Genomic DNA, 14,212 nt, shown 5'->3' with positions numbered 1-14,212 from the left:
TAGTATGTTTCCCTAGGTTGCGCAAGGGATGGGCGGGCCTATTGGTACCCTCTTTTTTGCGTTTCTGCTACAATAATAGAAATATAGCCGGGAGAAGGGAATGGAAAATATGGAGAAGTTAGCGGTTGAACAGCTGCTGCCGGATATGGTGGAATGGCGCCGTCATTTGCACCGTCATCCGGAGCTGTCTTATCAGGAGAAAGAGACGTCGGCATTTGTCGCGGCGAAGCTTGCCGAGTTTGGAATTGAAGTTGTAAAAAGTAAGGCCGGTTATGGACTGACCGGGATTCTAAAAGGAAAACAGCCGGGGAAGACGGTAGTTCTGCGCGCGGATATGGATGCTCTTGCCATTACGGAAGAGAATGGGCGGGAATATGCCTCCCAGAATAACGGCGTTATGCATGCCTGCGGCCATGACGGGCATACGGCGATGCTGCTCGCTGCGGCGGCCTACTATAGCGGCAAGCGGGAAACGCTGCAGGGCGAGCTGCGTTTCCTGTTCCAGCCGGCGGAGGAGATTTGCCCCGGCGGAGCGCTCGGCATGATTGCCGAAGGCGTGCTGGAGGGGGCGAATGCGGTATATGGGCTGCATCTGTGGACGCCGTTTCCATTCGGGACGGTAGCGAGCGCACCTGGACCGCTGATGGCCTCTGCCGATGAATTTTTTATTGATATCATCGGCAAAGGCGGACATGCCGGCACCCCGCACCGCACGGTAGACAGTATTGTGGCTGCGGCGGCACTTGTGACCGAACTGCAGAGCATTGTCAGCCGGTCTGTGGACCCGCTGCAGCCTGCAGTGGTCAGCGTTGGGACGATACAGGGCGGGTCCGCACAAAATATTGTGGCCGAGCGCTGCCGGATTACCGGGACTGTGCGGGCGTTCGACGAGGACACACGTTATCTTCTCCGGCGGAGAATCGAAGAGATCGCTGCTGGTACAGCAGCCGCTTACGGTGCAGAGGTGAATGTAGACTATCTGATGGGCTATCCGCCGCTTGTAAATGATGAAGCTGAATTCAAGCGTTTCCTCCGTGTAGCCCCGGAAGCGCTTGGGGATTCCGTGGCGCTCGTGCAGATGGAGAAGATCATGCCTGCGGAGGATTTTGCTTATTATGTCAAGGAGATTCCCGGCTGCTTCATCTTTGTCGGTGCGGGCAATCCGGATAAGGATGCGGTATACCCGCATCATCACAGCAAATTTGATTTCGATGAGGATGCGATGCTGTACGGGGCGAAGCTGCTGATCGCGATGGCGGATTCCTGCCTGAATGAATAATTAAATGGATTTTGTATAATTTTCACGGCCCGGGGAGAATCTACTTCTGAATAACATGGAAACATGACAGGAGGGTTCATTCTTGAAAACAGTCAAAGAAGTGATGACGACACAGCCCGTGTGTGTCACCTTGAAGGACAACCTCTATGAGGTTGCCGTGAAAATGAGAGATGCCGATACCGGATTTATTCCCGTGGTTGATTCCGCTGATGGCGAAACCTTGATTGGAGTCATTACAGACCGCGATTTGGTGATCCGGGGCTATGCAGACAAGCATTCAGGTTCTACCTCCGTGGAGACGGTGATGAGCAAGGATATTACTGCAATTTCGGAATCCTCCTCCGTGGACGAAGCGGCCGAGCTTATGTCCTCCAAGCAGATCCGCCGGTTGCCTGTAACAAGGGGCAAGAAGCTGATTGGCATTGTGTCGCTTGGCGATATGGCAGTGAAGAACATTTTTGCAGATGAAGCCGGAGAAGCGCTGACCGGGATTTCGCAGCAGCATCTGCATTAAATAGACATACAGGGGAAGCTCATGTCCGTTACCGCGGAGGTGGGCTTCTTCCTGCTATCCAGCCTTATTGCGGGATACATAGTTGTGGGCCTGCTATATCAGTTGAACTAAAGAAAATATAAAAAGGGCCGAAGTGACGGAGGGGAAGTTTGGAACTGGAGGAGCGAACGCGTCCGCCTTTATGTTTGGATTTCTACCGCGATCAGCGGTTCCAGTCAGAGAAATCCAAACATAACAGCGGCCGGAAGTCCAAACATTCCCCGCAGTTACGACCAGACCCCACTATGAGAATCTATAGTTCAACTGGAATAGAACAACTAAGGAATTGGAGGGGAGCGCATGTACGACAACGGAAATGGAGCATGCATCGTCCGCAAAGACAGGACGGTGCTGCTGGAATGCGGGCATCCCGGATTTGAGGCGGCAAGAGCGGCTCTGGCGGATTTTGCCGAACTCGTTAAAAGTCCCCCGGCTTACCACACCTACCGGATCACTCCTCTGTCACTCTGGAATGCCGCCGCTGCCGGCAGATCTGCCGCTGGGATCATAGACAGTCTGAAGCAGCTCTCACGTGTAGGGATTACTGCCGGACTAGAGGAGGAGATCAAGCTGCTGGTCTCCCGTTACGGGAGATTGCAGCTGCATGCACATGCAGCGGACAGCCTGCTGATTACCTTGCGAGCCGACGGACCTGAGCTGATGGAAACATTGGCAGGGGAAGCTTCCTTGAAGGTGCTGGGTCTGCGGAGAGTTGCTCCTCTGGAGAGCTATTGCCCGGCGGTGAATCGCGGACTGCTGAAGCAGGAGCTCATGAGATTAGGTTATCCCGTTCTTGATTATGCGGGCTATCGTGACGGGCAGGGACTGAGTCTGGCCTGGAGAGAGGGTGGCGGATGCAGTACGGGATCTATAGAGGATTCCTTCGGTCTTAGAAGCTATCAGCAAGAGGCGGTTCGCATGTTCCAAGGCATAGGAGGCAGCGGCGGAAGCGGCGTTGTTGTCCTGCCTTGCGGGGCTGGTAAAACGCTGGTGGGCCTCGCTGTACTGGAAAGCCTGCAATGTGAAACGCTAATTCTGACCTCAAACACTACGTCCGTTGAACAATGGCGCGAGGAATTGCTGCGGCGGACCAATCTGGACGGAGAATCAGTCGGGGAGTACAGCGGGGAGAAAAGAGAGGTTCGGCCAGTGACCGTGGCCACTTATCAGATTCTAACGCACCGCCGCTCCAAGGGCGGCCCGTTTGTTCATATGAATCTGTTCAATGAGCGGAACTGGGGACTGATCATATATGACGAGGTGCATCTGCTGCCGGCTCCTGTATTTCGGGCGACGGCAGATATCCAGGCGACAAGGCGATTGGGACTCACCGCCACATTGGTAAGGGAGGATGGGCAGGAAGGGGATGTATTCTCCTTAATTGGGCCTAAATGCTACGACCTGCCCTGGAAGGTGCTGGAGAAGCAAGGCTGGATCGCCGCCGTGGAGTGTGTTGAGGTAGTTGTGCCGATGACACCGGAGGTCAGACACCAATACATTTATTCCGGGGCAAAAGAGCAGTTTCGGCTCGCCGCCGGCAATCCGGCCAAGGCTGCTGTTGCGGCAAGGATTGCCGAAGCCCATCCCGGGGCAGCGGTTCTGGTGATCGGCCAGTATCTGGATCAGCTTGAACAACTGGCGGCAAGCCTGAAGGCGCCGCTTATTACAGGCAGAACGACCCAGCGGGAGCGCAGCGAGCTGTATGCCGCTTTTAATGAAGGAAAGCTACGGCTGCTGATCGTATCCAAGGTAGCGAATTTTGCCGTGAATCTCCCGGATGCGGCGGTAGCGATAGAGGTGTCGGGTGCTTACGGCTCGCGGCAGGAGGAGGCCCAGCGGCTGGGCCGGATTCTGCGGCCAAAGAAAGGTGTGAACAAGGCGTATTTCTATACGCTGGTGTCGGGCGACAGCCGGGAGCAGGAGTTTGCCCAGCGCCGCAGGCTATTTTTGACAGAACAGGGCTATGAATATGAGGTGAGAATAGCGGAACAACAAGGGGAGGTTATTCTGTGAACGGATTATCGCCGGAAGCCCGCGAAGTGCTGAAGCGGATATTCGAAGCCTATGCAGCCAGGCCTGTGGCGGAGGAACAGACAGAACGGCTATGTCCGGCGGCGCTCTGCCGGGTTGAACAGCAATTGGCGCTGAGGGAGCTGCGCGAGGCGGGAATAGTAATGCTGCGCCGGAAAATTTGGGGGGAGAAGTTTTATCAGATTGCTGAGCAGAACCTGCCTGCGATCCGGCGTGCTTTGTACCCCGGTATTCCAGTTATGGAGGCAGCAGGTACAGTGAATATTGAACTGGAAGCCGGACCGGGACTGCCGGGTGAACTGTTTTGGGCACTCGCATTTATTGCCCGCGAAGGGCTGCCCCTTACCGCCAAAGGGGCTGTTCACAAAAAAAATATCAGCCGCCTGGCCGCTCAGCTATCACTGCAGGAGGAACAGGTGCGCGCTTTGCTGCCGCATTCAGACTCAGCGGAGCTGCCGCTTCCGGCCATGCTGATGCTGGATCTGCTGCTCTGTCTGGGGCTTATCAACCGCGGGGCTTCCGCTTATACTGTGGACGCGGAAATGCTGGCAGGCTGGCTGCGGCTCTCCGAGCAGGAAATGTCAGATCTACTGTACGGTGTGGTATTGGGGCGGTATGGCTGCCCGGAGCCTGCAGAACAGCACTTCCGTTATTTAATTTCCGCGCCTGAATTTTCTCCGGGCGTATGGTTTGCCTTACCCGAAATTCTGGACTGGATGTCAGCGATGAGGTTAGCTGCGGAAACATCCGGCAGCAGCCTGGAAATATCCGCACGGGCATGGATCAGTTGTCTGGCGGGATTCGGCTGGTGTGAGCTGGGGAAGACAGGGGAAGGGGCGCTAATCTTCCGCTGGACAGCGGGCAAGCCGCAGCTTGCAGAAGCTCCATCTGCAGCAGATGACCTTCGGCGCTTGATTGTCTCCGCTGAACCGCCTGCGGACAAGGCTTCGAAAGAGGGCGGAGCATCTTCTACAAGCTCCATGTTTATTGTTCAGCCGGATTTTGAGGTGCTGGTTCCCCCGGAATGCTCCTATGAGGTCCGGTGGGTTCTCGCGGGCTGTGCAGAGCTGCTGTACAGCGAAGACCTGTGGAGCTTCCGGCTGACCCGCGAGAGGTTTCAGTCTGCTGCGGAGCAGGGATTGTCTCCCGATGCGATGATTGCCTGGCTTGGCAGTCATGCAATGGGCGGACTTCCGGCGCAGGTGGAGCAGTCGCTCTCTGAGTGGAGCAGAGGAATTGGCCGGACGGTGTTGTCCCAGGTCATCCTGCTGGACTGCCGTTCTGAGGCTGATGCCGATGACATTGCCGCCCATCCCCGGCTGACTCATTGCCTTGCCCGGATCGGGCGGGCGCATTTTATTGTGCAGCCGGAGAGCATCGAAATGGTGCGGAGGGAGCTGGGGACGGCCGGAATGGCTCCGCCCCGGCTGATCGCCGGACTGGACGAGAAGATTCCGCAGCCATGGCCTCTTTTCCCTGGAGATTCTATGCAAGCTTTCAAGGCATATGCTCTACCCGGGTCCGTGAAGGAACGCGGGCTGTTTGCCGGGGGGACTGCTCCCGAGCTGCTGCCGCTGATTCCGCTTCAAGCCGAAGAGAATCTGCTGTCCGGCGTAGAAGCAGTGCCGCAGATGTGGATCAAGGAGTGGCGGCAATATCACAGCACTACCGCGCAGAAGGTGATGAATCAGGCCATGGCCTGGGGCATCAAGGTCCGGCTATCATTGGAGACACAGATCGTCGATTTTATCCCTGTACGGATCAGCCGGACGCCGTGGGAAGTGCAGGGATATGTGCTTCGTCCCGGTTCGGAAGCTGCCGAAGAGGTCCGGCTGCGCGCCGGAGATTGGCAGGAAATGCAGCTCGTGCTCCCAATAGTGCGGAGAAATTCCTCTTCTGCTTAGGCAACCGGGTATGTTATGATAAGGTAGTCTACGGTATGTGGTAGAACATTAACGCAGAAACGAGTTGAAGTTCATGAGCGTAGCGGAGTTGAATACGGTCGATATGGCCGAAGTGCTGACATACGCCTATGAATTAGGCGATATGATTAATCAATCCGTCGAGGTGTCGGATTACTTATACTGGAAAGGCCGGGTTGATGCCAATCCGGAAATCCAGGCCATGATCAAACGGCTGCAGAGCAAAAAAGAGCTGTTTGAAGAGACACACCGGTTCGGACATTTTCATCCTAACTATCATTCGGCCAAGGATGAGGTTGCGGCGGTAGAGCAGGAGCTTGAGCGTTTTGAAGAGGTTGTCCGCTTCAAGCTGGCGGAGACAACACTGGATGATATGCTGCACTCCATGTCGGAAGCGATTGCTTTTTCGGTATCGGACAGCATCAAGGTTCCAAGCAATGATCCGAACCCCAAAGGCGGATGCGGCAGCGGCGGCAAATGCTCATGCGGATAAGCTGCGGGGGTAACGGAGAAAGAAAGAGAGGCGAATGAGCTGATGTTTGCGGAACGAACAGGATATATTGTCTGGGTTAGCGACGTTAAAGCGGCACGCAACCTGGAGAAATACGGGACGCTGCATTATGTTTCCCGAAAAATGCATTACGCTGTAATGTATGTGAATGCGGATCGCGCCGAGGAAGTTATGCGGAATGTCCGCAGACTGTCCTATGTGCGCAAGATCGAAAGATCCTACCGCAATGAGCTGAAGACGGAATACACCAGCAACGGACCGGACAAGACCCGTTATTACGGTTTGTAGTTTTCCGATACTTAATGATGAAGCAGGCGCCTTTGGCGCTTGCTTTTTTGTTTGTTTAGGGAATTATGATTTCTCATTCTTGTGGATAAGGTGCTATATAGATTTTCGGATATAGAGTAGTTATATAGTTGGAAAAAGGGAACTTATTTCTCCCCAAAATCAACAAATGTGAGTTTTAAGTGGAAAAAGGAAACTTAATTGGGTCATATTCCTACGTCAAGAGCGAAATGAGCTGAATTAGTTAACCTTTTTCCACTTCACTTGCGGAGAATAGGGTGCTCGAGCAAATTAGTGTTCCTTTTTCCACTTGGAATTACCGAAGGATTCTTAAAGGGTCCTCCAGGCAACGCTAAACTGAAATCTAAAGCGGCTAAGTTGTCCATGAAGGTCGGCGTGGTCGTTTTGTTCTTGTCTGTGCACTTTTGAAATTCAAGTTTATATTCAGTTTAAAAAGCTGGTTCATAGTAGAATGAATACTTATAAGGTGGCTGAATCCTTTGCAATTGTTTGAATTTATTTTATTGCTGCTGACCGCTGTCTCCCTGTCCAATCTGGTGCATCGGTTTATTCCCTCCGTCTCTATTCCTATCATTCAAATTGTGCTGGGAATGGCAATTACATTGTTGCCCCTGCATTATGAGCTAACACTGGACCCGGAATTGTTTTTATTGTTATTCATCGCTCCCTTGCTATTTAATGACGGGAAGCTCGCAAATAAAGAAGCGCTGTGGGAACTCCGGAAGCCTATTTTGTGGCTGGCCTTGGGCCTGGTATTTATGACGGTTGCAGCTCTAGGTTATTTCTTGAATTGGCTGCTGCCCGTTATTCCGTTAGCGGCGTCTTTTGCTTTGGCTGCTGCGCTGGCGCCTACGGATGCTATAGCTGTCGGTGCGCTCGAAGAAAAAATCAAAATTCCCCATCAAACGATGAAAATACTGGAAGGCGAGTCCTTGATCAACGACGCGTCAGGACTGGTCTCCTTTCAATTTGCTGTAGCCGCTATGGTAACAGGGGCGTTCTCGTTCAAGCTCGCCGGTCTCAGCTTTATTGGCATTTCGCTCGGCGGAATCGTTCTGGGGCTGCTGCTGACCTTCGTCAAATATTTGCTTGTGAGATGGCTGCGGAGCCTGGGAATGGAAAATGTCACGCTGCACATGCTGATTGAAATCATAACGCCGTTTGCCATTTTTATTGCGGCTGAGAAGCTGGGGGTCAACGGAATTCTTGCTGTGGTCAGTGCCGGAATCGCCCATTCTTTCGGGTTCAAGAAATTGCATCCCGAGCTGGCAATGCTTAGAGTTGTATCCAAAAGCACCTGGTCCGTCATCATCTTTGTCTTGAACGGAGCGGTGTTTCTGCTGCTGGGCACACAACTGCCGGACATTATTCAGACAATATGGGAAAGCTCGGAAATCGGGAATTTTCAAGTTATATTCTACTCCTTAGTGATCACTGTGTTTGTGCTCGGACTGCGGCTGCTCTGGGTTCTTGTGATGGATACTCGACGCAGCAGGGCAACAGGTGAGCCTTGGCGCGTCAGAATGCAGCATGCCCTCATTGTCACCTTGTCCGGTGTACGGGGCACTATAACACTGGTAAGTACTTTGTCGCTGCCGTTCTTTTTAGATAATGGACTGCCGTTTCCGGCAAGAGATCTGATCATTTTTTTGGCAGCCGGTGTGATCATCTGGACGCTGCTTGGAGCGAACTACCTCCTGCCTCTGTTGGTGGGAACAGAAACTGCTGAGGAGCAAAGTGAGGATGAGGCTCAGGCCAAAATTGATATTCTGCGCAATGTCGTTGCCGGGTTGAATGAGCAAATTACCGACAAGAATAAACTGGCCGTGGGCCTGACTATTGATACTTATAAATCCAGAATTCAAAAGCTGCAGAACAACGCGCAAACGCAATCAAAGGAGCGGGCCCTTGGCATTAGTATGCTGAAATGGGAAAAAGAACGGACGCAGCTTGCAATCAGTTCTAAAGAAATCAACTCTTATACAGCACATCGTTATTTGAGAAAAGTAAATAGACTGCTGTTAATGTACACCCATGAAGCTGAATATAAAAAGGAACTGAGCTCCTTAAGGAACTGGCCGCGATCTATGGAGCTGCTGCAACAGGCCGCGATGAGTTTTTCTGATAAACGGGCAGAATTGAAGGCTTTGCGGATTCTTAATTGTACTTATGTCCTCAAGCAGTTGAATGAACTGCTGGCCGGAGACGAATGGGATATTGAGATTGTCAGCTCGATGGTTGTACGTTATGAAAGAGAACTGGCGGTACTAAAGGAAGCAGGGGCGAAGTTCTCCAAGAAGCAGGAGGTTGACTCGGCGCTCTATGAGCTGTCCAGAATTGGGATTCAATTGGAACGCGATCAGATTCAGGACATGTTCGAGACCGGGCGGATTCGAAGAGCCGTTATGAAGGAACTGAAGAACAATTTATCAATCATGGAGCATGATCTGAGGGAAGAAATTTGACGAATAGAAGGAGATAGCCTCGTACTTTATCGCTGGTTAATACTTCCGTTATATGCTTATAAGAGAGTGACAAAATTCACGAGGATAGGCATACAGGTGATTGAATGACGAAACGTAAGGCGTTAACCCAAATGCTGCTTGCGATCCCCCAGTATTTCCAGCATGTCAACGGGAGGCTGCGGAATGAGGTCAAGGAGCTGGGAAGATTGTCGGCGCTTCTGGAAATTATGGATAACGGAAGACTGGATACCTTTTTTCAGCCCATATTGGAGCTGGGAAGCGGGCGAACCATCGGACATGAGGTGCTGAACCGGCCTCCGGCCTCCCCGCATTTTCCGACCACAGAGCATTTCTATGAATTTGCCGGACGAACGGAGCAGATGTTCAAGTTCGAGCAGTATTGCCGGCGGATTTCGCTCTCGCGGTATGTGGAAAGATTAACTGAGCCGGAGTGCGGGACGGAGAGGCTTGTTTTTATCAATGTGCATCCGGGGGTGCTGAATGATGTCCGACATAAAAGCGGGGAGACGCTCGGTCTGCTGCAAGAGCTGGAACTTTCTCCGGAGCGTGTCGTATTCGAGCTGACGGAGAGGCAGGCGGTGCAGGACTATGTAGGTTTTGAAAAGGTGCTCTCCCATTACCGTGAGCAGGGTTTTCGCATCGCAGTGGACGACGCCGGCTCCGGGTATAACAGTCTCAAGACTCTGGTATATTTGAAGCCGGAATTCATCAAGCTGGACAAGTCACTGATCCGTGGAATTCATGACAACAGGGAGCAGCAAGAGCTGCTGGAGCTGATCCGTGAATATGCCGAACGTTCCGCAACCCGGGTGATTGCCGAGGGGATTGAAACGCCGGAGGAGCTGCTGTATTTGCAGCTGGCGGGCATTGATTTTGGACAAGGGTATGCGCTGGGCAGACCGGGCCACTGGCCTGTTCAGGGAGAATTTCCGCCGTCTTCGCCAAAAGTTCCAGTTAGAGGAGGCTATAAGCATGTTTCTTCAGATCGGTGAAATCGCAGAGCAAATCCCGGAGATTTCGCTTCATCATAAATGTGAGTATGTGGACCAGATTTTTAAAGGCAATCCCCAGCTTCAGGGGGTGGCAGTAACGGATAATGGGCATCCTGTGGCGCTGATCATGAGAATTCGCTTTTATCAGCAGATCGGTACTTTGTATGGCTTCACGCTCTATATGGGCAGATCTATCGGGCTGATCATGGACAAGCATCCGCTGGTTGTGGAGTATAAGACGCCCATCACCGAAGTGAGCAGGCTGGCAATGGACAGAAGTGAAGAGAATCTCTATGATTATGTGCTTGTCGTCCATGAGGATTCGTTGTTTGGGGCGGTGAGCGTAAGGGATTTATTGCTTAACTTTGCCGAGATTCAGGCAGTGGCCGCCAGCTTCCTGAATCCGTTGACTGGGTTGCCGGGCAATCTCAGCATCAATGAATGGATGGTAAAATCACTGCTGCAGGAGCAGTTCAGTGTGCTTTATATTGATCTGGACCATTTCAAAGCATACAATGATACATACGGATTTAAGGAAGGCGACCGGATGATTCAGGCTACGGCAGAAATTCTGAAGCATTGCACACTGCGGCTGGACGGTTTTCTCGGACATATCGGCGGGGATGATTTTATTATTTTTATTGATAATTATCATTATGAGGATTACTGCCGGACAATTATCGCTGAGTTCGACAGGGCGGTAAAAGGCTTCTACACTCAGACTCACCTGGCGCAGCAGTATGTGCTGTCCGAAAGCCGTTCAGGAATGATGGAAGAAATTCCGCTGGTCTCGATCTCCATTGCTGTCGTCACCAACCGCTTCCGGCGCTTCGATTCCGCCCAGGACATTTCAGGTGAAGCGGCACGGCTTAAGAAAAAATGCAAAATGATCAATGGCAGCAGCTATGTGGATGACAGAAGCATCCCGGCAACGAAATCAGGCTGACTATGCTTGCTCAACAAACGTCAATAGGGTAAGATTGACAACAATAAGAGCATGCCACGGTGGAGTGTGATGAAGATGCAGAGCAAGGGGATGGATGAATGGGGGGTATATGAACCCTTCCACATCATGCTAAATGAATACAGGGTTGCTGATATCTTCATAACCCCTCATGCGAGGAGCCGTTTTGCGGACAGAATCAATCAGGAAGGCAAGGACGAGGACCTTGGTGCATGGATCTGGCAATGTGTGAAGATGAACCGGTTAAGACCGTATTCGCACAGAGAGTATAATGCGTATCTGATCGACAATGATATGGCGGTTATCGTTGAGTTCACGGAGCTGGAAGGGGTAACATCGCTTTCCGGCCACCCGCTGTATGTTATGGTGATTGTATCGTTTCTTGGCAAAATATCGGCCACACCCCAGCTGCGGGATTTGCGGAGTTACTATTCTTGGCTGCGCTACTCCCGCCGGATGAAGCTGATGAAGAAACGCCGCAGACGCAGATGACGCATACAAATTTAACAAGAAGGCATGCGGCTGACGGCTGCATGTTTTTTTTGAACTAGGAGAAGGAGTCCTGAACGCATGAATTTTCATCAGCTTCATATTTTTTATACAGTTTCCGAGCGGGGGAGCTTCTCTGCCGCAGCCCAGACGCTGCATATGACACAGCCGGCGGTGACGATGCAGGTGCAGGCGCTTGAGGATTATTTCGGAACCAAGCTCTTTGACCGTTCCAGCAAAAAGATCATGCTCTCCGAAGCCGGCCGCACCCTGCTGCCGTTCGCACTGCGCAGCATTCAGCTCATGCGGGAGACGGACCAGGCGATGTCTGCTTTTACCCACATGCTGGAGGGGCGTCTGCAGCTCGGAGCAAGTCTGACGATCGGCGAATATGTGCTGCCGCGGCTGCTGGGGCCTTTTGGCAAAGAATATCCGAACATCTCGATTATGATGAAGGTGATGAATACCTCGCAGCTCATGGAGGAGATTCACAAGCACCAATTGAACTTCGGACTGATCGAAGCCCCGGTATCTCATCCCGACATGGTTATAGAGCCGGTTATGGGTGACGAGCTGAAGCTGATTGTGCCCCGGGAGCACCCGCTTGCAGGAAGGAACGAGGTGACGCTGGAGGAGGCGCTGCGCCATCCGTTTGTGCTGCGTGAACAGGGCTCGGGAACCCGCCGGGTGATGGAGGAGCAATTGCTCGCCAAAGGACTTGATCCGGGCGCGATGCGCGTGGTCATGGAGCTGGGAAGTACGGGAGCTGTGAAATCGGCGGTGGAAGCGGGGCTGGGGATTACTATTATCTCGACCTCTTCGGTCAAGCATGAGGTGGCGCTGGGTCTGCTGAAGGTCGTGAACATCACGGACGCATCTTTTAAAAGACAATTTTATGCGATCCATCTCAAATCAACGCTGCTGCCGATCTCGGCGGTTACGTTTCTTACTTTTTTACGCCAGCATGCGGGGGATAAGTAAAGGAGGCTACGTATGGCGATTTTGCTGCAGGGAGATAAAGTCACACTGAGGGACTTGACGCAAGAGGATATCCGCACCATCTATTATTACAATTTTGAAGCGGATGATCGTGAGCATTTGGAATGGGACGGCCCGTATTACCAGCGGGAATGGGAAAGCTATGAAGCTTTCGAACCGAAATTTGCTAATACACTCGCACTGGTAGGTACAGATATGCCCCGCAACCGTCTGATCATTGAGATTAACGGTGAACTTAAGGGAATGGTAAGCAGGTATTGGGTGTCCGAGGAAACGAATTGGTTCGAGATTGGCATCTCGATCTATGATTCACGTTATTGGTCTGGCGGATATGGAACCGAGGCGTTTCGGATGTGGATGGGTTATCTGTTCCAAGCTATGGATACGGTCCGTCTCGGGATTGGCACGTGGTCCGGCAATGTGAGAATGATGGGGCTGGCCGCCAAATGCGGCATGATCGAAGAAGCGCGGGTCCGTAAAGCGCGGATCGTGCGCGGCGGGTATTATGATGCAATCAAGATGGGAATTCTTCGTGAGGAATGGGAAGCCGGAATGGGGCATTAACTTGAACTGTGAGGTGACGGACAGGTGAAGCAAGCGAACCATAATGATCATTTAAAAGATAGCGGTGGACCAGCAGGCCGCTGCGATCTGCATACACATACTTTGTCTTCGGACGGCATGCAGCCCCCGGCGGAAAATGTGCGGCTGGCCCATGAAAAAGGGCTTGCAGCGGTGGCGATCACCGACCATGATACGGTAGCCGGAGTGGCGGAAGCGCTTGAAGCAGGCCGGAAATACGGAATTACCGTTGTTCCGGGTGTGGAGATCAGCACACATGCGGGAGGCAAAGAGATTCATGTGCTTGGATATTACATCGACACGGAGCAGGAGCTGTTTCTCTCCCGGCTTGCCGAGCAAAGGGATACGCGCGCCCGGCGCAATGATGCCATTATCGCCAAGCTGCAGGGGCTGGGTATAGGGATCACACTAGATCAGGTAATAGCAGGCATAGGCCGTGAACTGAAGCCGGACGAAAGTGTCGGCCGTCCGCATATTGCCGATGAACTGGTGCGGCTGGGTGCGGCGGAGAATATGCGGGACGCCTTTGACAAGTATTTGGCTGAAGGTGCTGCAGCCTACGTATCGCCGCCGCGGATTACTCCGGAGCTGGCCTGTGAGTGGATTATCGAAGCAGGAGGTACTCCGGTGCTTGCGCATCCCGGAATCTACGGAGATGATGAACTGGTACGCAGCATCATAGAGCGTAGCGCTCTGCGCGGCATTGAAGTGTATCATTCGGATCACAGCCGTGAGGACGAGGAGCGTTATCTGGCGATGGCGAATGAATTCGGCCTGCTGGTCACAGGAGGCTCGGATTTCCACGGAGCACGCCAGGGTGTTGTGTTCCACGGTGAGATCGGCAGCGTGTCGGTTCCGGCCGCAGTGCTGGAGCAGCTCAGACAGCTTGAACAGAAGCCAGAGCAGCTCTGAGCAGCATGCAGCGGTGCTTGGAAAGATAGAATTGCATATGCGGGAAGCGGCAGCTTACTCCGCTCACTAGAATATATAGAACCTCCAGCCGAATGGCGGGCATGAGAATGACCCGCACATGGCTGGAGGTTCTTTTTGAAAATATATGGACGGCGTAGCCGTTTCTACTTGTTAGGATGGCAGACG

Annotated in this window: 13 protein-coding genes; all 13 read left to right on the top strand. The window is 52.6% G+C overall.

The features are described 5' to 3' along the window. The first annotated feature begins 100 nt into the window (after positions 1-100). The 13 genes from ACX1DY_RS19390 (at position 101) to ACX1DY_RS19330 (ending at position 14,026) form a co-directional block, all read left to right on the top strand. Entirely contained in the window at positions 101-1,279 is a 1,179-nt protein-coding gene (locus ACX1DY_RS19390; protein ID WP_458965841.1) for an amidohydrolase, read from the top strand. Between the two features lie 82 nt (positions 1,280-1,361). After that, entirely contained in the window at positions 1,362-1,793 is a 432-nt protein-coding gene (locus ACX1DY_RS19385) for a CBS domain-containing protein (protein ID WP_458965840.1), read from the top strand. A 339-nt stretch (positions 1,794-2,132) separates the two neighbouring features. Continuing rightward, on the top strand, positions 2,133-3,845 hold the full coding sequence (locus ACX1DY_RS19380) for a DNA repair helicase XPB (RefSeq protein ID WP_458965839.1): 1,713 nt from the start codon (positions 2,133-2,135) through the stop codon (positions 3,843-3,845). Next, a complete protein-coding gene (locus ACX1DY_RS19375) occupies positions 3,842-5,767 on the top strand; it encodes a helicase-associated domain-containing protein (RefSeq protein ID WP_458965838.1) in 1,926 nt (641 codons plus the stop codon). The genes ACX1DY_RS19380 and ACX1DY_RS19375 overlap by 4 nt, the downstream gene beginning before the upstream one ends. A gap of 73 nt (positions 5,768-5,840) precedes the next feature. Then, positions 5,841-6,278 carry a YlbF family regulator gene (locus ACX1DY_RS19370; RefSeq protein ID WP_458965837.1) on the top strand — a complete coding sequence of 146 codons (438 nt, stop codon included), beginning with the start codon at positions 5,841-5,843 and terminating at the stop codon, positions 6,276-6,278. A gap of 42 nt (positions 6,279-6,320) precedes the next feature. Next, a complete protein-coding gene (locus ACX1DY_RS19365; RefSeq protein WP_458965836.1) occupies positions 6,321-6,584 on the top strand; it encodes a YlbG family protein in 264 nt (87 codons plus the stop codon). A gap of 497 nt (positions 6,585-7,081) precedes the next feature. Then, positions 7,082-9,067, top strand: a complete 1,986-nt coding sequence (locus ACX1DY_RS19360; RefSeq protein ID WP_458965835.1) for a Na+/H+ antiporter — start codon at positions 7,082-7,084, stop codon at positions 9,065-9,067. A 104-nt stretch (positions 9,068-9,171) separates the two neighbouring features. Then, positions 9,172-10,080: an EAL domain-containing protein gene (locus tag ACX1DY_RS19355; RefSeq protein WP_458965834.1), complete on the top strand. Its 909-nt coding sequence runs from the start codon at positions 9,172-9,174 to the stop codon at positions 10,078-10,080. Next, positions 10,061-11,026: a diguanylate cyclase domain-containing protein gene (locus ACX1DY_RS19350; RefSeq protein ID WP_458965833.1), complete on the top strand. Its 966-nt coding sequence runs from the start codon at positions 10,061-10,063 to the stop codon at positions 11,024-11,026. Before ACX1DY_RS19355 ends, ACX1DY_RS19350 begins: the two co-directional genes overlap by 20 nt. A gap of 69 nt (positions 11,027-11,095) precedes the next feature. Beyond that, entirely contained in the window at positions 11,096-11,536 is a 441-nt protein-coding gene (locus ACX1DY_RS19345) for a hypothetical protein (protein WP_458965832.1), read from the top strand. Between the two features lie 78 nt (positions 11,537-11,614). Next, a complete protein-coding gene (locus tag ACX1DY_RS19340) occupies positions 11,615-12,514 on the top strand; it encodes a selenium metabolism-associated LysR family transcriptional regulator (RefSeq protein ID WP_458965831.1) in 900 nt (299 codons plus the stop codon). 12 nt (positions 12,515-12,526) lie between these two features. Continuing rightward, the gene (locus tag ACX1DY_RS19335) at positions 12,527-13,096 is read left to right on the top strand and encodes a GNAT family N-acetyltransferase (RefSeq protein WP_458965830.1); all 570 of its coding nucleotides are present in this window, start codon (positions 12,527-12,529) and stop codon (positions 13,094-13,096) included. Between the two features lie 24 nt (positions 13,097-13,120). After that, a complete protein-coding gene (locus ACX1DY_RS19330) occupies positions 13,121-14,026 on the top strand; it encodes a PHP domain-containing protein (protein WP_458965829.1) in 906 nt (301 codons plus the stop codon). Positions 14,027-14,212 lie beyond the last annotated feature (186 nt).

This window comes from Paenibacillus sp. BAC0078 (assembly GCF_054483875.1).
This window is presented reverse-complemented; position numbering and strand designations above follow the sequence as displayed.